Origin of the sequence: Spirosoma profusum, assembly GCF_014699005.1 — a bacterium.
GTDB classification, from domain to species: Bacteria; Bacteroidota; Bacteroidia; order Cytophagales; family Spirosomataceae; genus Spirosoma; species Spirosoma profusum.
The window spans coordinates 52,139-78,323 of sequence record NZ_JACWZY010000031.1 but is presented as its reverse complement, the minus strand read 5'-3'; the positions used below and the strand labels follow the sequence as shown (position 1 = coordinate 78,323).

Annotated in this window: 20 protein-coding genes; 14 read left to right on the top strand and 6 right to left on the bottom strand. The window is 48.6% G+C overall.

Annotation, left to right across the window (positions count from 1 at the left end; genetic code table 11):
• Window position 1: 1 nt before the first annotated feature.
• Window positions 2-2,035: a hypothetical protein gene (locus IC229_RS27485; protein ID WP_190890967.1), complete on the top strand. Its 2,034-nt coding sequence runs from the start codon at window positions 2-4 to the stop codon at window positions 2,033-2,035.
• 1 nt (window position 2,036) lies between these two features.
• A complete protein-coding gene (locus IC229_RS27480; RefSeq protein WP_190890965.1) occupies window positions 2,037-5,036 on the top strand; it encodes a hypothetical protein in 3,000 nt (999 codons plus the stop codon).
• Here IC229_RS27480 and IC229_RS27475 read toward each other — a convergent pair.
• Entirely contained in the window at window positions 5,033-5,395 is a 363-nt protein-coding gene (locus tag IC229_RS27475) for a hypothetical protein (protein WP_190890963.1), read from the bottom strand. The genes IC229_RS27480 and IC229_RS27475 overlap by 4 nt on opposite strands.
• 100 nt (window positions 5,396-5,495) lie before the next feature.
• On the opposite strand from IC229_RS27475, the gene IC229_RS27470 reads away from it, so the two are divergent.
• Genes IC229_RS27470 through IC229_RS27445 form a run of 6 tightly spaced genes read left to right on the top strand, consistent with a single transcriptional unit; the run spans window position 5,496 to window position 10,845 of the window.
• On the top strand, window positions 5,496-6,764 hold the full coding sequence (locus IC229_RS27470) for an ATP-dependent Clp protease proteolytic subunit (RefSeq protein WP_190890962.1): 1,269 nt from the start codon (window positions 5,496-5,498) through the stop codon (window positions 6,762-6,764).
• Between the two features lie 58 nt (window positions 6,765-6,822).
• Window positions 6,823-7,887, top strand: coding sequence for a hypothetical protein (locus tag IC229_RS27465; RefSeq protein ID WP_190890960.1), 1,065 nt, complete (start codon window positions 6,823-6,825; stop codon window positions 7,885-7,887).
• Between the two features lie 54 nt (window positions 7,888-7,941).
• A complete protein-coding gene (locus IC229_RS27460; protein ID WP_190890958.1) occupies window positions 7,942-8,529 on the top strand; it encodes a hypothetical protein in 588 nt (195 codons plus the stop codon).
• A 3-nt stretch (window positions 8,530-8,532) separates the two neighbouring features.
• Window positions 8,533-9,096 (top strand): hypothetical protein, encoded by a 564-nt coding sequence (locus IC229_RS27455; RefSeq protein WP_190890956.1) that lies wholly within the window; start codon window positions 8,533-8,535, stop codon window positions 9,094-9,096.
• An 8-nt stretch (window positions 9,097-9,104) separates the two neighbouring features.
• Window positions 9,105-10,310, top strand: coding sequence for a hypothetical protein (locus tag IC229_RS27450; protein WP_190890955.1), 1,206 nt, complete (start codon window positions 9,105-9,107; stop codon window positions 10,308-10,310).
• A complete protein-coding gene (locus IC229_RS27445; RefSeq protein ID WP_190890953.1) occupies window positions 10,270-10,845 on the top strand; it encodes a DUF6712 family protein in 576 nt (191 codons plus the stop codon). The genes IC229_RS27450 and IC229_RS27445 overlap by 41 nt, the downstream gene beginning before the upstream one ends.
• A gap of 144 nt (window positions 10,846-10,989) precedes the next feature.
• On the opposite strand, the gene IC229_RS27440 is transcribed toward IC229_RS27445, so the two are convergent.
• The 3 genes from IC229_RS27440 to IC229_RS27430 all read right to left on the bottom strand — a co-directional run bounded on the left by IC229_RS27440 (window position 10,990) and on the right by IC229_RS27430 (window position 13,119).
• The gene (locus IC229_RS27440; RefSeq protein WP_190890951.1) at window positions 10,990-11,403 is read right to left on the bottom strand and encodes a hypothetical protein; all 414 of its coding nucleotides are present in this window, start codon (window positions 11,401-11,403) and stop codon (window positions 10,990-10,992) included.
• 62 nt (window positions 11,404-11,465) lie between these two features.
• On the bottom strand, window positions 11,466-11,636 hold the full coding sequence (locus IC229_RS27435; RefSeq protein WP_190890949.1) for a hypothetical protein: 171 nt from the start codon (window positions 11,634-11,636) through the stop codon (window positions 11,466-11,468).
• A gap of 298 nt (window positions 11,637-11,934) precedes the next feature.
• Window positions 11,935-13,119, bottom strand: coding sequence for a tyrosine-type recombinase/integrase (locus IC229_RS27430; protein ID WP_190890947.1), 1,185 nt, complete (start codon window positions 13,117-13,119; stop codon window positions 11,935-11,937).
• A 408-nt stretch (window positions 13,120-13,527) separates the two neighbouring features.
• Between IC229_RS27430 and IC229_RS27425 the strand changes: the two genes are divergently transcribed.
• Window positions 13,528-15,237 (top strand): IlvD/Edd family dehydratase, encoded by a 1,710-nt coding sequence (locus IC229_RS27425; RefSeq protein WP_190890946.1) that lies wholly within the window; start codon window positions 13,528-13,530, stop codon window positions 15,235-15,237.
• A gap of 122 nt (window positions 15,238-15,359) precedes the next feature.
• Here IC229_RS27425 and IC229_RS27420 read toward each other — a convergent pair whose 3' ends face one another.
• Together IC229_RS27420 and IC229_RS27415 are read right to left on the bottom strand one after the other, a co-directional pair.
• On the bottom strand, window positions 15,360-16,682 hold the full coding sequence (locus tag IC229_RS27420; RefSeq protein ID WP_223834222.1) for a PQQ-dependent sugar dehydrogenase: 1,323 nt from the start codon (window positions 16,680-16,682) through the stop codon (window positions 15,360-15,362).
• A gap of 376 nt (window positions 16,683-17,058) precedes the next feature.
• Window positions 17,059-18,414 carry a PQQ-dependent sugar dehydrogenase gene (locus IC229_RS27415; RefSeq protein ID WP_190890943.1) on the bottom strand — a complete coding sequence of 452 codons (1,356 nt, stop codon included), beginning with the start codon at window positions 18,412-18,414 and terminating at the stop codon, window positions 17,059-17,061.
• Between the two features lie 286 nt (window positions 18,415-18,700).
• Here IC229_RS27415 and IC229_RS27410 point away from each other — a divergent pair, with 286 nt between their 5' ends.
• The 5 genes from IC229_RS27410 (at window position 18,701) to IC229_RS27390 (ending at window position 26,174) form a co-directional block, all read left to right on the top strand.
• Complete coding sequence (locus IC229_RS27410) at window positions 18,701-20,056, top strand: NAD(P)-dependent oxidoreductase (RefSeq protein ID WP_190890941.1); 1,356 nt, start codon at window positions 18,701-18,703, stop codon at window positions 20,054-20,056.
• Window positions 20,057-20,121: 65 nt separating this feature from the next.
• Window positions 20,122-21,390 (top strand): NAD-dependent dihydropyrimidine dehydrogenase subunit PreA, encoded by a 1,269-nt coding sequence (gene preA / locus IC229_RS27405; protein ID WP_190890940.1) that lies wholly within the window; start codon window positions 20,122-20,124, stop codon window positions 21,388-21,390.
• A 98-nt stretch (window positions 21,391-21,488) separates the two neighbouring features.
• Window positions 21,489-22,940 carry an FAD binding domain-containing protein gene (locus IC229_RS27400; RefSeq protein ID WP_223834221.1) on the top strand — a complete coding sequence of 484 codons (1,452 nt, stop codon included), beginning with the start codon at window positions 21,489-21,491 and terminating at the stop codon, window positions 22,938-22,940.
• Window positions 22,937-25,240, top strand: a complete 2,304-nt coding sequence (locus IC229_RS27395; RefSeq protein ID WP_190890938.1) for a molybdopterin cofactor-binding domain-containing protein — start codon at window positions 22,937-22,939, stop codon at window positions 25,238-25,240. Before IC229_RS27400 ends, IC229_RS27395 begins: the two co-directional genes overlap by 4 nt.
• Window positions 25,203-26,174, top strand: coding sequence for an XdhC family protein (locus IC229_RS27390; RefSeq protein WP_190890936.1), 972 nt, complete (start codon window positions 25,203-25,205; stop codon window positions 26,172-26,174). Before IC229_RS27395 ends, IC229_RS27390 begins: the two co-directional genes overlap by 38 nt.
• The last annotated feature ends 11 nt before the right edge of the window (window positions 26,175-26,185 follow it).

Below are 26,185 nucleotides of genomic sequence, written 5' to 3'. Positions count from 1 at the left end.
TATGGAGGACGGACTTTATTTATATGGGCAATGGGTGTCGGAGGTCAGCGTTGCGCTCACTAAACAGAGCAACGACCTGACCAGCCCGAACACCTTGCAGGTGACCTATGCCAACCTGTTCACGCTATCCGATACGACGGCGGTACGTACCTTACTTCAGAACGCTGAGCAGTTGGACGCGGCTGGCAAAAACCCGTACCGACTAATCCCGGCGCAACTCATCAGTGATGGGGAAGTTATTTTTACGGGCAATGCGTCGCTGTTGTCGTTTATGGGTGGCTGGAAGGTTAGTCTGAGCGGAGCACGTAAAGGCTTGTTCGATCAATTAGCCGATATCAAACTTAAGGACCTCGACTTAAACCGCTATAACCACCCGTGGACGATAGAGGTAATTGATAGCTATGCCGAGAGCACCGAGGGTATTTGTTACCCTGCCATTGATTACGGCTCGATTGATAACGGTGCTTTTGCTCAGGATACCCTAACCCCGGCAGTATTTAATAAAACACTTATTCGGGCCATGCTCCAGCGCGTCGGCTATACCCCTAAAGGTGACTGGTTGACTGATCCGTTGCTTAATAGGGTGGTATTGCCCTTTGTCGAAGAGGAGCCGAAAGCCTATGAGCAGGAGTGGGTTGATGCACGTATGGCGCGGGTTACCGTAGCCACATCGCAGCCCATACCCTCCTTTAGTGGCATGAATATACTGCTGCCATTAACAGTTGATAACAACCCGTTAGCCGGTTGGCGGGATGGCAGGCAGGATAATTACAAAGCAGAAACCTACCGATACGTGCCCGATACTGCCATGCGGCTACGTGTGCAGGCATTCCAGACGTTTCAGATTAAAGTTGATCAGGGAGCGGTTGAGGCTATGTTGATTGTCGAGAAGAACGGGCAAAACGTTTACCAGGAATACCAATCCTATGGCGGTCCTTATAACCTGTTGATGTCGGGTTATGAGCAATTGAAGCTCAACGTGCTCATTGAGTGCAGGGCACTTGATCAGATTCAGGTTCGCTTCATCATTCGCAAGCGTACCACCCTCGCGCAGTTCTTAATTATCGGCTTCGTTCGTGAAGAAGACACCTTTGCAAGTTTTGAGCCTGATGCGTCGATAGTCTCAGGTGACAACTGGCAGACCGCTATCAATTTGCCTGACATGAACTGTGCGGATCTTCTCAAGTCGACTGCTCTGATGTGCTCGGCTACCTGGGAGAGTGACGACGTAGCGCGGACACTCGAACTGAAAACCCTCAACGGTATACTCGACAACGAAGTGAACGCTACCGACCTGAGCCATTGCGTTGACGAGAGTGACGAACCGGAAAACAACCCGGTACTTGCCCCCTACGGGCAAAAGAATTTGCTCAAATGGAAGCCGCTGGAAGATAAAACACTGGCAGGCTATGGCGATGGTGTGATTGGTGTGGATGCGCAGAACATTCCCCTTGAAACCCCGCTCTTTGAATTGCCATTTTCGGCCGTCATCGACTCCAAAAAAGTGATCGGTGGATATGGTAGCCCTCCATTTATCGAAACGAGGACCATTACCGGCACGGGTGCCAATGTTCAGGTGCAACGAAAGTCTACTTCGCCACGGCTATTACTGGTTGAGCCAACCAAACCGGTGACAGTCACCGTGAACGTGGTGACGCCTGACCTGACCATTAGTCCTACACCCGTTCGACTCATGGCCAGCTGGTGGTATACCCGCCCCGAGGGGGCCGTGACAACGGCCAATAGCTTCTCACTGGCATTCGACAGACCACCCGGCACCTTCACCAGAGAGCAGACATTGATACAGCGCTACTTTGGCGGACTCAAACGGGTACTGCGTCGACCCCGGCAACTCACTTTGTCAGCATACATGCGCCCGAGTGAGCTGGCCACGCTGGATTTATATAGTCCTGTCAGGATTCAAAAGGTGCGCGCGGGTTCACTGGACATCAACGACAATTATTTCTACATCAACCAGATTAAAAACTATCAGTCAGCATCGGGCAGGTGTTCGCTGGTACTAATACCCTACTAGTATGGCAGATGAAAACAACAACCAGGCGATTATTCTGGAGGTGGAGATTGACGAGGGCGCTACCGAGGCCCGGTTGGTCGAACTGCGCAAGCAGTCGGAGGCTCTGCGTGTGGCAAAGGAAGATCTTAAAAAAGCCAACAAAGAGGGGAAGGTATCGGCTGAGGATTACGCCCGTAGTCTTACGTCGATCACTACTCAGGAGCGCACATTGAGCCGTGAAATTCGGGAAGAACAAAAAACGCTCGACAAACTTATTGACGTGCGCCGAGCCGCCAACGGGTCACTCGATCAGTCGAGAGCTATCTTGTCACTGGTTACGGACAAGTTTGATGGATTGAATGATGCCGAGCGGGAAAATGAAGAGATTGGCGGCAGACTGGCAAATACCATCAATGCCGTTACCGATAAGCTGAAGAGTCAGGAAGAAGCCACGGGCCGCAATTATCGATCGGTGGGCGATTACCTGAAACTGGTACGTGTCGGCGGGGTGAGCGTTGGTGAGTTTGGCGATAAATTCAAGGAAGGCACCCAGGCCGTTCAGGTATTCACTAAAGGCATTGCCTCAACGCGGGGGGCATTGATCGCACTTACGGCCATTCCCATCATTGCGCTATTCGTTGGGCTGGTGGCATTGATCAAATCGACCGATGAGGGCGCCGATAAGCTGGAGCAGTCGATTGGTTTCTTAACTCAGGCTTTTGATACGTTACTTCAGGGTATTGCGCCACTGGGCAACCTGCTCGTTGATCTATTCACCGCACCGATCGATACCATTAAAAGTCTGGTTACCGGCACGGATAAGTACAAGGTGAGTCTGGACGAAGTTGCTGCCAACGCCATCAAGGCGGGTAAAGCCCATGCGGAATATATTGCCGCCATGCAGGAGATTGAGGACAATGAAAACGCATTAATTGTGCAACGCGAAAAGGTGGGCTTACAGGTTGATCAGGCATTGCTTAAGGTGAAAGACCGTAGTTTGTCGGAGCAGCAGAAAATTAAAATACTTCGTGAAGCAGGTAAGGCTGAGGCTGACCTTGCCAAACAAACCGTTAAGAATGCTACCGATGCCTACAATGAGATCGTGAAGCTAAATAAGGCACGGCTGGCGGCAAATAAAAAACTTAAAGACGAGGAGCAAATAGCAGAGGACACCGCAAAAGCCAATGTTATTAAGGCTCAGCGTGAATCACTTAACACGCAGCAGGCCATTCGTAACCGGGAAACGGCGCAGATTGAAGCTGATGAAGCAACCCGCAAAGAAAATGCAGACAAGGCTTTGAACGCCCGGAAGAAACTGGCAGAGGCTCGGGTTGCGCTGGCAGAGGTTGAATTGATTGACCTGAAACGTCAGGGAAAGGATACGTTAGAGCAGGAGGAAAAGATATTGACCTTGCAGGGGCAACTACAGAGCGTTGGACTGAAAAAGAATAGTGCCCAACGTAAACTCATCGAAGCCCAAACCAACGCGGCAATAATCGAGGCTCGGACTAAACACGCTGTCGAACTGGCCGAAAAGTCCTTTCAACTGGATTCGACTATTACCGCTACTCGTATCGCATTGGCTCGAAAAGGTAGTCAGGCAGAACTTGAGGCTCAAAAGCAGCAGATTGAAGATCAGCAGAAATTTGATCGGAAAGCGGCACAGGATACCATTAAGGATAAGCAGCAATTAAAATTAAAACTTCGACAGATCGATGCACAGGCTGACCTTGCCCGTGAACAGTTGGAAGATAATTTTGGTAAAGGTCAGATTGATCGGGCTAAGGAGTTGGCCGACAAGCGACTCCAAACCGAGTTCGACCTAAACAAACAGACCTTTGCTCAACAGATAAAATTCCAGCGTGATCAGATTGAGCTTGAGGAAAAGCATGCCCTCGACCTGCTAAAACTTGATCTAGAGAACGCCGAGAAACGCGGCTTGCTCGATTTGAAGTTGCAGGAAGAGCTAAAGGTGAGGAAGCTGGCAATTCGGGCCAAAGCAATTAAAGATCAAAAGGCGCTCGATCAGCAGGAACTTGAAAAAGCCAAGTCTGATGCGTTAGCCATTTCTGAGGCCAAATTAAACGCGGTTGTTGCGGGGTCGAAAAAGGAGTTGCAGGTTCAAAAGGAAATACTTCAAAAAAAATACGAACTCGAAATTGCCACTGGCAAAAAAACAGAAGATGAGCTTAAGCGGCTAAAAGAGAAGAATAACGAGGATAATAAAAAACTCGATAAAGCCTATTCTGATGGTCTAGTTGATGACATCATCAATACGGTGTCGCTGGCTAAAGACACCCTGTCGACGCTGTTTGAGGCTCAAAGTGCTGCTATATTCTCGGCACTTGACAAACAGCAGGAAGCGGCTTTAAGATCGGCCGGCACGAATGCAGATCTACGGGCGCGTATCGAGGAAAAGTACCAGGCCAAACGTGAGCAGCTTGAGAAAGAGGCCGCACGTCGACGTCAAAAAATTGCCAGCATTGAAAACCTGATTGCTACGGCCACCGCTACGACCGAGGCACTTAAACTATTTGCTAAAAATCCGGTGCTCGGTGCCATTACCGAGGCATTGATATTGACAAAAGCGTTTGCGGCTCAATCGCTGATCGATGCGCAGACCTTCGCAAAGGGTGGTGTTGCAGATTATGTACGCCGGTATGTATCCGACGGGCAAGGGGGGTTAGTTCGTGGTCCTGGCTCGGGTACGTCTGACTCGATACCGGCACGAATAAGTAACGGTGAGGCTATCATCAATGCCAGATCGACGGCACAGTTTTACAATGAACTCTCGGCTATCAACTCCTATAACGGTAACGGTCGGATGTTCTCGGGAGCCAGCGCCATGCAGCCACCACAGATGAGCAACTTTGCGTATGGAGGGGTGCAGTTAAAACCCGGCATCAATGTCGGTGCTGATGTGATTACGGCACTAAAAGGGGCTAGGTTCGTCGTGGCGGTTGAAGATATCCACGGCGTTGAAAGTGATTTGATTTACGCAGAAGCACAGGGCAGTTATTAAGGCTTCTTTTTGGGTAACGGTTTGGCTTCGGGTGGTTCCAGTTCCCGCAAAATGAGTCCGTTGATGAAACTTGAAATGGTCATTTTGCGCTCCTTACAATAGGTCTTTACCCGTTCAACCCGTTCGGGCAATGTCTCCACCATGAAGCGAACAGGGGTAGCCCTGGGTGTGGGAAGGGTGGAGGCTTTTTTGTTCTCCAGAAACTCAACTCGGGCAAGTGTGATGGTTGCCCGTTGCTCAGGTGTACACAGCTTATTGTAGCCCCGGTAATTTTTAAAATTATCCTTAACGACGGTTCGGATCGTCTCACCCGACCTGACGCGGGTAAGTGCTGTCTCAAATGGCTCCAGTTCGCCCATGAACACAAAAAATACACATATCTAATACAGTTACGCTAATATACTATTTTTTGGCCCTACATAACTTCACGGCTGCACAAATTATCAATCCGGTCCTGCCGTGCCAACAACAGCCACGATTCAAATTGAGGGCATTATTTTACCTGAGCGCTACATCTGGCCTAGCGATGAGGCTACGTCCCTTTATCGGGTCAAACAGCAGGTACTTGCGGCTGGTGACTTTGACCGGCTTCGACTCGAAATCTGCTCACCCGGTGGCTACTGCTACGAAGGATGGAAGATTGTCGAGTACCTGCTTAGTTTAGGTAAACCCATTGACACCCTGTCCTATGGTCAGTGCGCTTCGTTTGGTACCATTTTTCATGCCCTCGGCGAAAGCCGAGAGATAACACCCTACTGCGAATGGATGGCCCACCGCCCGTGGGATATTGGCCTCTGCAATGATTTACAGGCAGAGAAGTTTACCCAGATGCTGCGAAGGGAGACCAATAAAATGTTCGACTATTTCGCTGAGCGCATTGGTAAGGCTGTCGAATCCATCCGGGCGTTGATCCTGGAAGATGATTTATACCTGACTCCGCAGGAAACCGTTGATCATGGCTTTTCTACAGCCATTCACAAGCTAGGGGCAATGGCTATGTCGGGCGTGTCTGCCCCAATTGAATCCGTCAAAAAGCGCAAACCGGTGTATATGATGAGCCTTAGAGACTATAAGGAGAATCCTGACGCACCCGATGATCTTACAACTAACAATTCACAAAACACAATGGCAAAAAAGCAAAACACGCTGGCGGCTGCTCAGTCACTTCTGGAAGTTGTCCAGGGTGCTGGCTTGAAGGCACTGGACATAGGTCTGAAAGACGGCCGAACGTTGGTTACCAACTCGACAGGCGACGAGGCTGTAGTTGGCGACTCAGCCACGATTGATGGCGAAACCGCACCCGACGGTGACTATCCTACTGCCGACGATAAAGTGATCACTGTAGCCGATGGCACAATCACCAAAATCGAAGATACCAAAGAGGAGGAAACGGAAAGCACGACCGATGAAAGCGAAGCCAGCGCATCGGGCGACGTGGCCGCGCTACGTCAGGAAAATCAGGAGTTACGGGCGCAGGTAAAGGCATTGACCGATAAGGAAGCGGCCAACACCCAGCGCATGACTCAGATTGAGAACCGAGTCAAAGCTGTTTTGGGCGGCATGAGTAGCTCCGACGTTCAGACGCAGGCTAATAAACTTCCCGAATCCGGCAAAGCCAAGCAGAACAAGGTTGAGGTGCCCGACAATGAGCAAGTCGGGGCTAATGTAGCACAACGGGTAATAGCCAAGGCAAACGCAAAATACAAAAGAACTCCGGCAGCCGCCTAGCAGGGCAATCGCGCATCGAACTAACGTATCAACTTAGACAGATAAAGGGAAATTAACTATGGCATCACCAATTCAAACCCCAATAGGCATCACCTATAACGGGAAACTGACAAAGGAGTATATCCTTATTCCCGCCCTGCAAACTAGCGGTTTGGATGACTTCATCAAGGTACTCACGGCGGTCAAGACCAAGCAGCAGGTGAGCTATGTTGAGCCATTCACCAAGATCACCATTAAAGATCCTGGTTGTGATTCAACACCTAACAATAAGCAACTGACTTTTCGTGAAAAGTTCTGGGATCCTCAGCCAGTTGAGGCATATATGAGTATATGCTATACTGACCTGTACAATACTCAGTTTGAGGAAACCCTGAATGGTGGTACGCAAAAACCAGACCTAACCGGTACACCTGCCGAAGAGTTAGTTTTGGAGGCTTTGATTGAAGCCGCCGACAACGACTTGAAGCGCATGTTCTGGTTAAGCAATAAGGCAATTATTGCCAGCAACCTAACGGGCGGATCGGCTGAGGTGAAAAACTACAATCAGGTGGATGGTATCTGGAAGCGGATTAAAGACGCAGTTACAGCCAACCTGACACCACGTTATACTATTTCGCAAAATGCCGCGACCACCACTGCTGGTCAGGTATTGCCTGATGGTGAAGCTAAAAAGATTCTGCGTCAGGTATACAGAAAGCAAAAGCGCAAACTCAAGGCTATGAAGGCCACAGACAAGCGCTTTCTTGTTACCCGATCCATCTATGATAACTATTCTGAAGAGTTATCGGGTAATGACAAGCTGGAATCGTCTCGCGCTCAATTGATTGATGGTACACCAACGCTAAAGTTCGAGGGTATTCTTTTGGAGGTGCTTGATGTTGTTGATCAGGCGTTAGAAGAGGACTTCACATTTACAAATAGCGGCGAAACTACTACTACCGAGTTGCACCGTGTAGTTCTTACTGTGAAGGATAACCTTCAATTGTCGGTTGATACGGACGAACGCAACCCTGTTGCTTTTGACTCTTGGTATGAGCGTAAAGACAAAAAACAATACGCACGGGCTGATTATGAGCTTGATACTCAGATTGCCCGTGAGGACCTGGTTTCCGTTGCTTACTAAACACACCGGTAGGGCCTCTTAATCGGGGCCCTACCTCAACCAACTTCGCAAACAATGTCCTGCGCAACAGAAGATATCAAAATAAACTTAGGGGTAAACATCTGTGATGAACCCCTGGCTAAAGGTGTAGGTGAGACGGTGTTTATTGGTCGATTTTCGTGGCTCTCAACCAGTGCCCCGGATTCGACCAATAAAAAAATCATTCGCTCTATTACGCTAAAATCGGGCAAGAAGCTCCTGCGCTTCATCGGTCGCAACTTCTCTAACCAGATCGGCACGAGCCTGACCACTGGTGAGTATGGCAACAACGTTGTTCAAACGCTCCGCTATATCCTGTTTGGCAACTCGGCCGCTGAAGAGGCGCAATTGGATGCCCTGCTCGATTTGAAAGATGTGTTCGCCATCGTTAAAAAGAACGGCAACCCTGGCTCATGGAAAATTGTCGGATGGAAAACCGGACTTCGTTTAACGACGCTGGACTCAGATTCAAACGACGACACGCTGAAAGGTGCGTATACGCTGCAAATGCAGGCACCGGATGAGAAGTCAACCTTCTATACGTTCCAGCACATGACCTCGGGTGGTTCGCCGGTCGATGACACTGACGACTTTATTGAGACGCTGGCGTTAGCCCTGTCTTAATGTATGGACGTATCCGCAATTTATCAGGTGGTATGTCAATGGTATGACACGGGCATACTACCTGAATCTGACAAACCGGCGATCCTTGCCGCTTACACCGAAGTTACTGGTTTAATCTTCGATGGTAGCTGCAAAAAGTGCCAACTGTCGGAGGTGCAACACGCATTACGGTATCACTTTATTAAAGTTCTAAACTTACCCAGCATGGTTACTCAAAAATGGATGCTACGTAAAGATGTTGGCCATATTCAACTGCATGGTCAAGCCTTCGCGTATATCAATAAAACACATGGTCCTGAGTCGGAGTCGGCTAAACACCTGACCGACGAAGTAGCGGAGAAGTTTATGAAGGATGACCCAAGCACCAAAGAGCTGTTTGTCGTCAATCCGGATTTTGACCCTCAATCGACTACGACCAAATCACCCGCGAAGCCAGCAACCAAACCAGCAGCAACGCCAAAAGCTAAACCGGCGAAACCTGCCGCCAAACCAGAAACACCGACGGAGCCAGTTACTCCAGTCGAACCAGTCACAACCCCAACGGAGCCAGTTGCTCCAACTGAATAAGCCGACCTATGGCTAAGTTTCAAGTTCAGCCAAAAGCCAAGAAGGTGCCCGTGACAAAACCAACTGTTACGGGCTTTCTTCCTTTTGGGACAGACGACTATTTACCCCAAACGCTCATTGATGTTATTGATGACAGCGACACCGCGACCGGCGCAATGCAGGCACGGGCTGAGTTCATTGTCGGCAACGGCATTGAAGATGAAGCGCTGGCCAATATGATTGTTAACCGCAAAGGGGAGACGCTGGATGAAGTCGTTGAGGGCATGGCCTGGAACATTGCACAAGGTCAGGTTATTTGTCTGCTCATCGGCTACAACGGTAATTTTCAGGTAAACGATATTCGTAGCGTACCCTGGGAGATTGTTAGACTTGGTGAGCCTGACGACAACGGCAACCTCTACTTTGGGGGTGTTTTTCCGTATCTGGATAAGTCGTTTAAAAAGGACCGGCGCAGCAAGTACACCCGGCTACCGCTATTCGATCCTGACCCCGAGATAGTCATGGCTCAAATACTGGCAGTAGGTGGCATTGAGAACTACCACGGACAGCTTTTATACGTAAAGGTTGGACCACCCTCAACGTCTTACTATCAGAAGCCCAGCTATTTTGGTGGCGTCAAGAATATGGAGACGGAGAATGAGCTGGTAGAGTTCGATTTCTCAACCGTTGTCAATGGTTTCAACATATCGGGCGTCTGGAAGCAACTGCGCAGCTCTAAAAAGACGCAGCGCAAAAATCGGGATGGCACCGTTGATGAGGTTGACGAAGATGAGGACGGCGTAATTGCCCAACTCAGAGCCAATCAGGGGGGCGAAAATGGTGGCAACCTGATACTGGCAGAAGCCGATAGCGTTGACGAGTTGAAAGCAATGGGCTTTGAGCCTACAACGGGCACGGCTGGACTGGCTGACCGGTACAATTCCACCAACGAGCGCGTTATGCAGCGTATAGCCCGACGGTTGCGAGTGCCTAACGAGATACTGAACATTCGCAAAAGTGGCGGCATAGCTCCTACCGGCGAAGAAATGAAGGTGGCCAGCAAGGTCATGCAACAGAGCGTGAATAAAGAGCAACGGCGTATCGATCAGACATTGGCTAAAGTGCTCCCGTACTGGCATAAGCCACTACCTGAGACACATGATTATCACCTTGAGAACCTAGACTATTTTACCGATGGCGACGATACAGCATCAGGCATGGCTCAGCCAGATTAATTTTAACGATGAAATTGGCGACGTTCCCGTGTCCTTTGATGTGATCGGGCGGTTGTCAGTTCATGCCCGTAAGATTATGAACGGCTGGCTACTCGAATTAATTAGTAGTGATACCGTTCTCGAAATACAAAACATATTTTATGATCAGAATGGCAATGGTAGTGTCGACCTGATAACCGGCGTAAATAAAGAATATTTCGATTTAATAATGCCGTTTCTGGCTAACGCCATTTGGAGTGAGTACATACTTCACGGCAACGTCAACATAACCGATACAGGCCCGGTGCAAAAACGGGACTCTCAGGGGGCTACCGAGCCAATCACCGACCGCCAACGTACCGAACTATCCCGATCTTACAAGGCGTACGCCAATGATTATGCCTTGAAACTATCGACTAAGGTGAATGCAGGCAGTGGCGTTTGTGGCGATAGCAGTGGTTCGCAGTCGGTGAGCCTGTCAACGGTCAGGGGTGCGCGTCGTAGCCGGTTTGATACCTACTCACGCAGGGACTGCAAAGGGCGAAGATATAATTAGTATTTAAAATATGGGCTGTTCAGGGTTCATTTGTAGCTGTCAACTTAAAAGCCTATCTGTTTCGGGTAGGCTTTTTTACTAAAAAAACACCCTCACCAAATGGCAAGGGTGTTTCCGATTATCTGCAAATGACTAGGGTATTATCTAAGATGTTTTTTCTTGCTTGTTCTGATTGTACTTGCGTGGCGTATACTCAATAGCTCTAACCAGGCGCAAGTTTAATTCTGGAATCTCTCTAATGTTCTCTTTAGAGATAACGCCACGATTGATCCAGCCTAGAACTGTTTCAATGTTGCTTATCCCAAACTTAAGAGCATAGTTCTTGGGTGTTAGCCATTTATCCAATGGATAGTCGACACCATGCAGTCTAAGTGTATTGGCAATCTCTTCCCGATCTTTCTTGCTTTGTGTGTTTAGTACTTTGAGTTGCTGCCAAAAGGCTGCTTTAACCTCGGCAGGTACAGCGCCCTCCATCTGCTCGAAGAGGTCAGCAACAACCTCCATAGCCTCGGGCGAGTCGATGGCTTTGATTTTGTCAATTAATGCCTGCGTGTCCATAGTTGATTATTTAGTTGATTATATATAAAGATTGAAAGGGTGGGGGCTTTCGCCCCCGTGCCCTATCCAAAGAGCTTTCGGTATTCGTACCAGCCTAAGAGTTCGTCCAACGCTTCGTCTATGACCTGTTGAACTTCGGCGGTGGTGTCACCTTCTTTGGTGATTTGGGGCCGAATCTGATTAAGTGCCGCTTCGTACATCTTAATCCAGCCTTCTACTTTATTGCTAGCCATTTGCAGTGGTGTTTAGCAGCCATCCCCCGTGGACGACATTTCAAAGGTCGCTATTCATTCGTTAGCAAACAAATGATTTAGTGATTATTTTCATGAATTAGTGAAAATATTTTTTATCAATTTTTTGACTTACCTATTACGCCTATCGCCTATATATAGAAAAGCAATGAGATGAAGTCGAAACTACTGATAATTGAAAGTTTGGCGGGGTGTATAGGTATTTCTATACAATGTAAATCCATGATTTTGCTGGCACTATTTGGCCTAGCGTGGCTGGTAGCCTCTATCTGGTATATATTTATATACGACGGGCGTTCTTGATTCGGGTGTCAACCAGTAGTCCAAGATTTCGCAGATAGCGCATGGTCACTTTGGGGTCAGTGTGACGGTTGTGACGCATCAAACGTAGCAAGTCCTTATCTTCCATGTACAGATGGACGTTGCGCGTATGCTTCCATGAGTAGAGGGTATGCTCTTCACTTAGACCAAGCTCCTTTGTTAGCTCCCTGTAGAGGTCGGAAAAATAATTGATGCCCACTGGCTTTGGACCGGGCCGTGGGTCGCTATAGTCACCGGCAACGCCTTTGGCCTGGTTGCCAAATACGTACCAGTCGGGATCAGCTGTAGCCAGTCCCATTTCTTCAATCACTTCGTCAAGACCCGGCGCTATGTCCACCGGCTCAGATCGGCCGCTTTTGGACACATTGGCAGGCACAAGGATTGTATCAGTCTTGAGTCGTATATCACCTACCTTGAGCATCCTGATTTCTTTGGGACGAATGCAGGTATAGTAGATAAATTTGATGTACTGAAGCAGCTGTTTATCGCGAGGGGTGTCCGACTGCGAAAGGTAATCAGTAATTAATTTGATTTGGGCATCACTGTAAACAGTGTGCTTGGCAACCTCTTCACGCAGCCGTTTGATGCCCGATGCCGGGTTATAGTTGATGAGCCGTTTACCTATCCAGAACGTAAAGAATGAGCGGATAGTGGTTAACTCTGTGTTGTGAGTAGTAGGGGCAAGGTTGCGGTTTTTTTGCGCCCAGCGAAAATAGTTCTCAACGTCCTCAGTAGTTAGCTCCGATAAATGGCGGTCGTGGTTTTCGGTTCGCTTTGCCCAGTCCAGAAACATGTTCAGAATCGAGCGATAGCCCATTATCGTCTTACCGCGCAGTTGACGCTCTTTCGTAGCTAGAAACGCAGGTACGCACTGCTCAAGGGTATACGAGCCTGCAACGGTCTGCTCATTGACTTTGGCAAAGGGATTGTAGCCAGCTTCTAAGTCCTCTTCAATTGCCTTAATTAGTAGATCGGCATACTCGATACGTTCCTTTTTGGTGTGGTATGAGTTGAGGTCCTGATACTGTTTAATGCGCTGGTACTTGCCGGTTTTAGGGTTGATGTAGCTATAATGGACGTACCACTTTTTTTTAATATCGCCACCGGCGTTGTAGAGTTGAGGTTTCTTGTATTGTCTCAACATTTGGCCCTTAATTTGGCCCTTTCGCTGGTTTAATGGTTGATTCACAGCAAGTTGCGGCTTATTTTCACGTTCAACCACTCGGACACCTCTCTGTATTATGCTGTTGGTACGTTGATAATCAGTGTATCTACATTGCCAAATTCTCGCTCATCTACCATTATAGGCCTCTGAATGTCATCAGCATGACTTTCTTGAGCAGCCGCAAAAGTACAAACTATGCAGATGGTGTGCAAATAGGATTTAGGAATTACGCGCAGAAGCGGTTCCGTGATACGTGCTTTCCCTGAACGTAGCAGTTAGGTGAATGAAACGCAGCTTTTCAATTGTCGGTGCAAGTAAAACAGACCACTACGTCTCTTTTCCTACGAATGTCCCGATCAGCTCTAAAGCTGATAATTCCCTGTAAGAATGGCTCAATTACGTTCTCAAGATTGGTTTGGCCGCACCGGTAAAGACGGCTTTATTTACCGCGCCTGGATGAAAAATCAAGGTTTTCCGCATCACGAATTCCAGGGAAAACCCGTCATTGGTATCTGCAATACGTGGTCTGAACTCACACCTTGTAACGCACACTTCCGCGAACTGGCCGAAGCCATCAAGCGAGGGGTTTGGGAAGCGGGTGGTTTCCCGCTTGAGTTTCCGGTGATGTCGCTGGGCGAATGCCAGATTAAGCCGACGGCGATGCTGTTCCGCAATTTGGCCAGTATGGACGTAGAAGAAAGCATTCGGGGAAATTCACTGGATGCCGTCATTCTGATGTGCGGCTGCGACAAAACGACGCCTTCATTGGTGATGGGCGCGTGCAGTGTCGATCTGCCCACGATGGTCGTTTCCGGTGGGCCGATGCTGGCCGGGCGGTTTCAGGGACGTAGAATCGGAACGAGCGACCTATGGCGTTTCGCCGAAGCCTTTAAAATGGGCGAGATGAGTCAGGCAGAGTTTGTAGCAGCTGAAGCCAGTATGGCGCGCTCGCAAGGGCACTGTGCTGTGATGGGAACGGCGTCGACGATGGCGGCTATGGTCGAATCGCTGGGATTGGCACTGCCCGATAACGCCACCATTCCGGCAGCTGATTCGCGCCGGAAAGTGCTGGCCCATCTCACCGGTATGCGGGCCGTTGAACTGGTACGTGAAGGTATTACGCCCTCGAAAATTCTGACTCGTCAGGCATTCGAAAATGCCATCATGATTAATGCTGCGCTGGGTGGTTCCACTAATTTTATCCTGCACCTGACAGCCATTGCTGGTCGCGTAGGCATCGAGCTATCACTCGACGATTTTGATAAGCTCTCGGCCAAAATCCCGCTGCTAACCAATTTACAGCCATCAGGCGAACATTTTGTTGAAGACTTATTTTATGCTGGTGGACTGCCTGCGGTCATCCGCGAACTACGTCAGTATCTGCACAATGACGCCATCACCGTAAATGGCCGGACACTTGGTGAGAATTGCGCCGATGCTCAGTGCTATGATCCCGCCGTTATTGCCTCCGTAGATCAGCCGTTTAAGCCTGAATCGGGTATCGCCGTGCTACGTGGTAATCTCTGCCCGAACGGCGCCGTTCTTAAACCTTCGGCTGCAACACCGGCGCTGATGCAACATACGGGCCGGGCCGTCGTATTCGAGAATATCGACGATTATAAAGCACGTATCGACGACCCAGAACTGGATGTTGACCCGGCCTGTGTACTTGTCCTGAAAAATGTAGGGCCAAAAGGTTATCCGGGAATGCCTGAAGTTGGCAACATGCAACTACCCGCCAAGATACTGGCGCAGGGCGTTCATGATATGGTACGTATTTCAGATGGACGTATGAGCGGAACCGGCTTCGGAACGGTCGTGCTGCACGTATCACCTGAATCAGCCGTAGGGGGCAATCTGGCTCTGGTTGAGAATGGTGATTTGATTACGCTCGACGTTGAGAATCGGCGGTTGCACCTGCACGTATCAGATGAGGATCTGGCTGGTCGACTGGTACGTTTCAAACCGCTCGATCTGGGCTACCACCGTGGTTATGTGAATCTGTACATCCGGCACGTAACACAGGCGCACGAAGGCGCCGACTTCGATTTTCTGAAAGGAGGGTCAGGAAGCGAAGTCAAACGAGATTCGCACTAAATAACGCTGACGTTAGAGGTTTTGCCACAGAGATGCACGAAGGGTAAAGGAGATTCACAGAGATTTTTTATTTCATCTTTGTGAATCTCCTTTACCCTTCGTGCATCTCTGTGCCTCAATCTTTAAAGCCCCAGACGTAATTTTGTATTTGTGTTAAAGGTGATTCGCCCACCCGCTACGTATCGAACTCTGTTCGCGTACACTTGCTGATTAAGCGGCACATTAACCACATGACCTACAACGGCTCTATCGGAGACAATCGGTACGTGCCCACACGACCAGACGGATGAATCTTGCCAACTTCCCGCCTTGGTTGTAGTACAGGTTTCGCCAAGGTAAATAATCTTGAATATTTTGCCCGAAGCCCTATTTAAGTTGTATATATTTCCGTCGGGCCCTAGCATCACTGATAAATCTCCACCTGGTGTATTCGTCATAAAAGGAGATCGGACGGCGGTCGGCCCTGATAAATCCAATACATTTATCCAGTCATTACAAAAATCTGAGAAGAAATAATCTCCGATATACGAACTTGGGTACCTCTGTATCGTTGGATTGTAAAAAGCTCCCCCTGTTATCGAACAACCTTTGCCATCGCCACTTCCATGCGGGTAAGTATACACTGGAAATGTCAACCCAGCGCAACTGGTGACATTACAAACATTTCCCTCGGCTGAAGGCCATCCAAAATTTCGGCCACCGGAAGTGGCATCATTAATTTCTTCCCAGGCGCCTTCGCCTACATCATTGACAAATAATCGGCCCGTACCAGGTTGAAAGGTAATATTAAACGGATTGCGGAGGCCATATGCCCAAATTCGCTGTCGAAATGCTGATCCCGTTGTAAATGGATTGCCCGGCGGTACACTACCATCCGAATTGATCCGTAATATTTTACCTAGGTAGTTGTCATTAAGATTTTGTGCATTTTCCCTCACAGCATTATCGCCAACAGATACGTAGAGTTTACCATCCGGACCAAACGCCAGGGAGCCACCATTATGATTGGTTTCAGTAAGTGCATTTAACTCTAATATAATGGATTCACTACCAGGAACAGCAACATCACCGTTAGCGGTGAAACGGCTTACACGGTTGTGAACGGTAACAGTTCCGCTGGTGGGAACTGTGTAATAAACATAGACGTATCGATTCGTTGTAAAATTCGGATCGAAGGCAATACCTAATAAGCCTCGCTCTCCACTTGAGTTAACTGAGAGACTCACAAATGGCGTAGCAAGTAGAGTTCCGTTCTTGACAACCCGCAACTGCCCACCTTGCTGACCCACAAAAATGCGCCCGTCGGGGGCGAAAACTGACACCGTTGGGTCCGTTAAACCAGTGGTTACTGTCGCTATGGTAAAGTTAGGGGGAAGTGTCTGGCCAAATAAAGGCGTAAAAAAGGTGAGCCCAATTAAAACGATGATTATAGTAATTGTTCGCAATAAAGAGCGAATTACTACTGAAAATAAATGAGAAGAAACGGAAAAGTTACACATACCAGTGAGTTAGTTTTAGGTGTTAAAGAGATGATAAAGCACGTAAAGACTAGCAAAGATTTCTGGAGCTGATGTGTGTAGAAGCAGTAACTTATTGTAGGAATGATTTTAAGATTAAATTGTTTGAAAAAACGGTAACAAAATTCTTGTTCTAGGTTACCAAGTTGACCCACTGCCGACAGCGTAGTGGTAATGCGTGTAGGTATGTTTTATCTAGAGCGTGTTTAACGAAGTGGGCCATGTATGCCATTACTCCGGTAATGGCATACATGGCCCACTTCGTTAAACACGCTCTTTTTTCCTTCCAGCAATACATGCCTACTTAATATCCCACTCGCAACTTGGCAGTTTCAGTTAAGATAAGTTGACCACCTGCTAAATATTGAATATCAAAGGCTCGGGCAGGCTGGTTATTGGCAATGGTAACGGCATGACCCACAACGGCCTTATCCGTCGTAGTTGGTACGTGCCCACACGACCAAATATCTGCATTTTGCCAACTACCTGCCATCAATGTGGCACAGGAGTCGAGGTAAAGAATTTTATAAATCTTACTCTGTGACAGGCTCAGACTGTATATATATCCGTCGGGGCCTACCATCACAGATAAATCTCCGGTTAATGTATTTGTCATGAAAGGCGACCGTTGAACAGTTGGCCCTGACAAATCCAGTGTGTTCATCCAGCCATTACAAAATTCAGAGAAGAAATAATTTCCAACATACGAGCTTGGATACTTCGGTACCGTTGGATTGTAAAAAGCCCCCCCAGTTATTGCACAGCCTTTGCCGTCGCCACTGCCATGTGGATAGGAATACACTGGAGAAGTAAAACCAGCACAGACGGTCCCGCTACAAACATTTCCCTCGGCTGTGGGCCAGCCAAAATTCTTGCCACCTGTAGTCGCGTCATTAATTTCTTCCCAGGAGATAGCCCCCACATCATTGATAAATAATCGGCCCGTTCCGGGTTGGAAGGTAATGTTATACGGGTTGCGGAGCCCATAGGCCCATACCCGCCTTTTTGCTGCTGAACCCGTTGTAAATGGATTGCCCGTCGGCACACTGCCATCCGAATTGATACGTAGTATTTTGCCTAAATATTTATCAAGATCCTGCGCATTTTCACTGATGGCACCATCGCCGGTTGATACGTAGAGTTTACCATCAGGTCCAAACGCCAGAGAACCCCCATTATGCCACGGAAAGGGAGAAGTCAGGGGATCAAGTTCTAAAATAACAGTTTCACTGTTAGGTACAGATACGTCGCCGTTGGCGGTGAATCGACTCACCCGATTGTGAACAGTAACAGTTCCACTGGTCGGGGTGGTGTAATACAAATAGATGTACTGATTGGTGGCAAAATTTGGATCAAAAGCAATCCCCAATAAACCCCGTTCTCCTTCTGAATTAACGGTTAAACTGATAAACGGGGTAGCTAACAGGGTATCATTTTTGACGACCCGCAATTGCCCGTTTGACTGACCCACAAATATTCGACCGTCGGGTGCAAAGACCGATACTGTGGGTTCCGTTAAGCCACTAACTACCTCAACTACTTTAAAGTCAGGCGGAACTACCTGACCAAATATGGGTATTAAAAAGGCTACAAAAGTTGATAGAAGAATCGAGCGAATTAGTACTGAAAATAGCTGATGAGAACTGGAGAAATTGTGCATACTAGTGAGTTAGTTTTGACAAAAAAAGAAAAGAAAGCTCGAAATAAGAAAAAAATTTGTAACAGTTTACCAAAGGTATGACAACTTATTGTATGAGAGATTGTGTGATTATTTTTTTTTTTAAGTGGTAACAAAACAAGAAAAATTTCCTTTTTTGCAATTTGCTTTTCTATTGATTAATGCCCTTAAATGCTTATATTTATTTGGAATGATGTTTGACGTGCCAAATAAGATACAGGTATCGTGATGCGTTATCCAGTCTCATTTCCATTACTGCTTCCTGCCTATGGCAATCCGTAACGACCGATTATCAACTGACGAATACGCGGAAAATTTCAGTGATATTCATCCACCTTTCGACACCCGCGAAGCAGCTTTGGTAGAAGCCAATCGTTGCCTGTTTTGCTACGACGCTCCCTGTATAAAAAGCTGTCCGACAAGCATTAATATCCCCAAGTTTATCAAGCAGATTACGACCGATAACGTAAAGGGTTCTGCCTATACTATTCTGGATGCCAACATCATGGGTGGCGGCTGCTCGAAGGTTTGTCCGGTCGAGAAATTGTGCGAAGGCTCCTGCGTATACAATCTGCTGAATGAACCGCCCATTCCTATTGCCAAACTTCAACGTTATTCGACCGAAAAAGCCATCGAGCAACAGTGGCCGCTGTTTATACGCAAACCCGTTGTGAATAAAAAAGTAGCCGTGGTAGGCGCTGGTCCGGCGGGCCTGAGTTGCGCACACGTACTGAGCCGCGAAGGAATCGACGTAACGATTTTCGAAAAAGAAAGCAAAGGCGGTGGCCTGATGACCTATGGTATTGCGGCTTACAAAGTGACGCCCCAATTCTGCGAAGACGAAGTCAATTTCATTACGTCGCTGGGCGGTATTAACATTAAGTACGATCAGCAATTGGGACGTAACGTAACATTATCGCAGTTACAGGCCGAATACGATGCCGTTTTTCTTGGCATCGGTGTGGGGCTGGCCCGGCAACTGGAAATTCCGGGCGAACATCTTGAGGGTGTAGAAGACGCCATTGAGTTTATTTACGACATACGTACCAAAGGCTATCCAGCCATTCCCGTTGGTGATAGAGTAGCGGTTATTGGCCTTGGGATGACGGCTATCGATGCGGCCACCCAAGCCAAACGCCTGGGAGCCAAAGACGTAACGATTGTTTACCGACGTACCCAGGCCGAAATGCCCAGCACCGAGGTAGAATTGAATCTGGCTAAACTGGATGGCTGTGGTGTTATCTGGCTGGCTTCCCCCAAAGAGATCAGGGGCGAAAACGGTAAAGTAACTCAACTGATTTGCAACGTAATGGAACTGGGTTTGCCCGATAACAGTGGTCGGCGATGGCCCGTCGAAACTGGCGAAACCATTACGTTGGATGTCGACATGGTGATCAAAGCAGCCGGACAGATTCCATTCGAGGAACTGGTCAACAGCAACCGATTGGATCACGCCAAAGGAAAGCTCCTCATCAACGACGACTGTTCGACAAACATCAAAGGCGTCTTTGCCGGTGGCGACTGCGTAAACGGCGGCAAAGAAGTCGTCGACGCCGTTCAGGCCGGCAAAGACGGTGCAAAAGCGATACTAGGATTTATAAAGAGCGAAAGAGCGAAAGAGTGAAAAAGCGAAAAGTTCGCATCTACAATTCACTCTTTCATTCTTTCGCTCTTTCACTCTTTATAAAGATGGCTGATCTATCAACAAACTTTCTCGGTATCAAATCGCCAAACCCGTTCTGGCTGGCGAGTGCCCCACCGACCGACAAGCAATACAATGTACTACGTGCCTTCGAAGCGGGCTGGGGGGGCGTTGTCTGGAAAACGCTGGGCTCACAGGTTAAGAACGTATCGTCGCGCTATTCGGCGGTTGATTATAACGGCACGAAGGTGATGGGCCTCAACAACATCGAACTCATCTCCGACCGACCACTCGACATTAATCTTCGTGAAATCGCCGAGTGCGTACGTCTGTTTCCCGATCGCGCAATGGTAGTATCGCTCATGGCCGATAACTCCCGTGAAAAATGGCACGAACTCATTGCTCAGGTTGAGGATACGGGTGCGCACGGCCTCGAACTCAATTTTGGCTGCCCGCACGGGATGACCGAACGCGGCATGGGGGCCGCCGTTGGGCAAGATCCCGACATTGCCCGTATGGTGGTCGAATGGGTTATGGAAAAGGCTACGATACCAGTCATTACGAAGCTGACGCCCAACGTTCATTCGGTTGTACCAACGGGGCGGGCATCGGTGGAAGGTGGCACCAATGCGCTTTCACTAATTAATACCATTCAGTCGGTAACGGGTGTCGATTTAGATACGTTTGTGCCCAATCCCTACGTAGCGGGTAAGTCGGTTTATGGCGGTTATTGCGGCCCAGCCGTAAAGCCCATTGCCCTGAAAATGCTGACGACCATCGCTCAGGACACTGTTACATCGAGAGTGCCGATTTCGGGTATTGGTGGAGTTAGTACGTGGAAAGATGCTGCTGAATTTATGTTGCTGGGTGCTACGTCGGTGCAGGTGTGTACGGCCGTGATGACGCATGGATTCCGCATCATTGAAGATCTTTGCGATGGGCTTAACAACTGGATGGATGAGAAAGGGTTTAAAACGGTTTATGACTTCATCGGTAAATCGGTGCCGACCATCACACACTGGGAAGATCTGGATATCAACTACCACATTGTTGCCAACATCGACCAGAACAAATGCATCCACTGCGGATTGTGTTACATCGCCTGCGAAGATACGTCTCACCAGGCCATCAACCTGACATATGGTAAGCCGTATAATACGTATTCAATCATTGAAAATGAGTGTGTTGGCTGCAATCTGTGTAAGTTAATATGCCCTGTCGATAGTTGCATCACGATGGTTGAGCAACGTAAAGGCGACGAATACCTAAACTGGAAAGAGTTCCAGCGACGCGGGATGCCGCTAAATGACCATTGATTGTTTCTGATTACAGTTTTGAAATAGAAGCTTTTTTTGTCATGCTGATGAAGCCGGGCCCGCCGTTGCGGGCCCGGCTTCATCAGCATGACAAAAAAATGGAACAGAAAACTACAAACAGTACCTTGATCTCCTTCATTCTCAATAATAAACAAATCAATACATCGCTGCCACCCGGCACGACGTTGCTTGATTTTGTACGCTACAATCAACATCTGACCGGCACTAAAATTGGCTGCCGTGAGGGCGATTGCGGAGCCTGTACTGTGCTGGTGGGCGAGTTGTGTGAGGGAGCAGTACGTTATCGAACTGCTACGTCGTGCCTGATGCCGCTGGGCAATGCGCCGGGCAAGCACATTGTTACTATTGAAGGAATCAATCTGGACGTACTGACTCCGGTGCAGCAGGCAATGACCGATGAATCGGCGACGCAGTGCGGTTTTTGTACACCCGGTTTTGTGATGTCACTGGCCGGATTTTGTCTCAGCGATAAAGCGCCAACCCGACAGAATGCCATTGCGGCCATCGACGGAAACATCTGCCGGTGCACAGGCTACAAATCCATCGAGCGAGCTGCTGAGCGTGTGGCTAATCAGTTGGAAGGATGTAACGGTGAAGAAGCCGCGCAGTTTGCGGTGGAACAATCCATCTTGCCCGATTACTTTACTCACATACCAGAGCGTTTACATACCCTTTCGCTACGTTTGAATGGCGAACATCAAAACGGTACGTTGTCGGTTCAGTACGTTGGGGGAGGAACTGATGTATACGTGCAGAAACACGACGAAATTAAAGATGCTTCCATTCAGTTTCTATCCGATAAGCCCTATTTGAAAGGCATTCGCCAGGAGGGACGTGAGTGTTTAATACAGGCTGCATCAACCGTGACTGATTTAATAGAATCGGTAGTTATTCAGACATATTTTCCTGATTTTAAGACGTATGCAAAGCTGGTGTCGTCTACACCCATACGTAACATGGCAACTATCGGAGGGAACTTTGTGAACGCGTCGCCCATCGGCGATTTCACTATTTTCTTTCTGGCACTGGATGCTACGTTAGCTCTGAACGATGGTAGCCAAACGCGGGAAGTGCCACTACATCGATTTTACAAAGGATACAAAACGCTCGATAAACAAGCAGACGAAGTGCTGGAGCAGATTCGCTTTACATTGCCTAATTCAGCTACCCGGTTCAATTTCGAGAAGGTGAGTAAACGGACGCATCTGGATATTGCCAGTGTAAATTCGGCAATTCGGATTACTGTAGAAGAAGACATTATTACAGACATTTGCCTGTCGGCTGGTGGAGTTGCGCCAATTCCGAAGCGATTGGAGAAAACCGAAGAATTTCTGATTGGCAAAGAACTGACCGAGTCGCTAGTTATCGACGCTATTAACGTAACGCAGACCGAGATTTCTCCCATCAGCGACGCGCGCGGTACGGAAACGTATAAACGTTTGCTATTGAGTCAACTCATCAAAGCGCATTTTCTGAAACTGTTTCCGGGTTTAAACGTTGAACAACTGCTTACGCCATCGGCCCTATGAAAAACATCGATTCCAGAACACACGTACGGGGCGAGTCGGTCTATCTGGACGATATTCCGCTGATACAGGGGACGTTGTTTGGTGTGGCATTTGGCTCGCCAATGGCGCACGGTGTTATCCGAAACCTGAACGTAGCAGATGCCGAAGCCATGCCCGGCGTGGTCCGCGTTCTGACCCATAAGGACGTAACGGGCGAAAATCAGATTGGCGGCATCATCCCCGACGAACCTTTGTTTGCCGACCATCACGTTCACTATGTCGGTATGCCGATTGCCTTCGTGGTGGCTGAAACCGATGATGATGCGAGGGCTGCCGTAAAAAAAATAACCGTCGACATTGAGCCGTTACGTGTCATCACCGACCCACGCGAAGCGCAAGCATTAGGTGAATTGATTATCCCGCCCAAACATTTTCGCCTTGGTGATACGTCGACGGCCTGGGCGCAGTGTATGCATATTTTCGAAGGTTGCGCAGATACTAACGGGCAGGAACATCTTTACATTGAAACACAGGGTGCCTACGCCATCCCGCAGGAAAACAACGGCATTAAACTCTATTCGTCAACGCAGGGACCAACGGCAGTGCAGCGAGCCGTTAGCCGGTCGTCGGGGCTACCCATGCATCAGATTGAGGTCGATGTGATTCGATTGGGGGGCGGCTTTGGTGGTAAAGAAGATCAGGCTAATATGTGGGCGGCTTTGGTGGCGGTGGCGGCTCACGTACTTAAGAAGCCCGTCAAGTATTCACTGCATCGGATGGAGGATATGGCCATGACCGGCAAACGACACCCATATTCCTCAGATTTCAAAATCGGACTCGACAACGATCTGAAAATCATTGCTTACGAAGCTACGTTCTACCAGAACGCGGGTGCTGCTGCCGATCTTTCACCGGCCGTATTGGAACGAACGTTGTTTCACTGTACCAATAGTTACTACGTTCCGAACGTATCGGCTACGGCGTATAGTTGCCGCACACACCTGCCGCCGAATACCGCGTTTCGGGGGTTTGGTGGGCCACAGGGAATGTTCGTTATCGAAGCCGCCATTGCCAAAGCTGCCGAATCGCTAAGAATCGATGCCTCTGTAATTCAGGAAAAAAATCTCATCCAAACGGGTGATGAATTTCCATTTGGGCAGAAAGCGGAGAGTGAAGCTCCGGCCTGCTGGCATAAAACCACTGAGTTATATGAGTTGAATGCCATTCGGGAACGTATTGCTACGTTCAATAATGAGAATCGACTGAGCAAAAAAGGGTTGGCCTTGATGCCCGTTTGTTTTGGTATTTCGTTCACGAACACGCGCATGAATCAGGCGCGGGCGCTCGTGCATCTGTATACGGACGGAAGCGTGAACGTCAGTACGGGCGCGGTAGAAATGGGGCAGGGTGTCAACACGAAAATGCTTCAGGTAGCGGCTCAGGTGCTGTCGATACGTAGCGAACGAGTTAAACTGTTGACGACCAGTACGTATCGCATTGCCAGTACGTCGCCGTCGGCTGCTAGTGCAACGGCCGATTTGAACGGTAGAGCCGTACAACTCGCCTGTGACGAATTGGTAAAACGTCTTAAAACCGTAGCCGCCGGTGAGTTGCAGACGGACGTAGAAGCCATTACGTTAAAAGACGAGTGGGTTTATGTCAACGATCAAAAAACCGATTGGGACTGGGAACGATTGCTGATGGCTGCCTTTTCGAAACGGGTTAGCTTGTCTGAACACGCGCATTACGCTACGCCCGGCATTCATTTCGACCCTATAGCTGCAAAAGGTCATCCGTTTGCGTATCATGTGTATGGTACTGCTATTGTTGAAACCACAGTCGATTGTCTGCGTGGTATCTATGAAATCAATAACATAAAAGTTGTGCATGATTTTGGCGTCAGCATGAACACGGCCATCGACCGGGGACAGATCGAGGGTGGTATTGTGCAAGGGCTTGGCTGGATGACAATGGAAGAGGTGATTTTCGACAAGACTGGCCGACTACGTTCCAATGCCTTATCGACTTATAAAGTACCTGATATTTATTCGGTGCCTGATGAAATTGCCATCGAAGCGCTCAAAACGGAGCAGGATAATCTGGCGATTTTTCGGTCGAAAGCGGTTGGAGAGCCACCACTGATGTATGGTATCGGTGCGTATTTTGCCCTACGTAACGCCATCCTCGCATTTAACCCAACAGCTCGTATTCCCTTCGATGCGCCAATGACACCCGAAAAAGTACTGCTGGCTTTATACGACGGCCGAACTTCGTTCTCTACTAATGATCAAACAGCTAGCTACGTGGCAGTTAATTCATGACAGCCTGCAAAAGCACTTGTCGGTTATGCTGCTGTACGTACTGGAAAGTAACGGGAGCAGCCCCGGGCGGCAGGGTTTTCTGATGGCGGTGAATAGCCTTGGGCAAATGGCTGGGTCGATAGGAGGGGGGATGATGGAATACAAGCTGGTGGAACTGGCGAAAGAAAAACTTCGGCAGGGAGCGAGACATGAATCCTCGATACGTACCCAATACCATGACAAAGAAGCAGCTCATAATCAGAGCGGTATGATTTGCTCTGGCGACCAGACGGTTTGGCTCTACTACGTTCATCCAACCGAAGCTGATTCTGTTCAGGCCATCATCGAGTGTCTTGTCCAACGTAACAATGGTTTGCTGGAATTATCGCCCTCCGGAATTCAGTTCTCCGCCGATATACTACCCGAAGATACGTATCGGTTCATGAGAGAATCGGAAGATGAGTGGCTTTATTGGGAACGTTTGGGCTACAAAAATCAACTTTTTATTGTGGGGGGCGGCCATTGTGCGCTGGCGCTTTCGCGGTTAATGAACCAGATGGATTTCTACGTCCGTGTTTTCGACGACCGCCCTGATCTGCACACAATGGGGCTGAATGAGGCCGCTCAGGAAAAAATCGTAGTGAAACAGTACGATGAACTGGCCCAGTTGATTCCGTCCGGCTCGAATCATTACGTTGTCATTATGACGTTCGGTTTCCGAACCGACGACGTTGCGTTACGTGCTTTACTAAACAAACAAGTCAGATATATTGGTCTGCTGGGAAGCAAAGCTAAAATTGGAAAAATGTTTACACAATACAGAGACGAAGGCATCGCCGAAGAACAATTACAGTGGGTTCACGCACCCGTGGGTATGGCTATCAATAGCCAGACACCCGAAGAGATTGCCGTTAGTATTGCCGCCGAAATTATTCGGGTGAAAAACGAACGATGATGGGAAAAGAA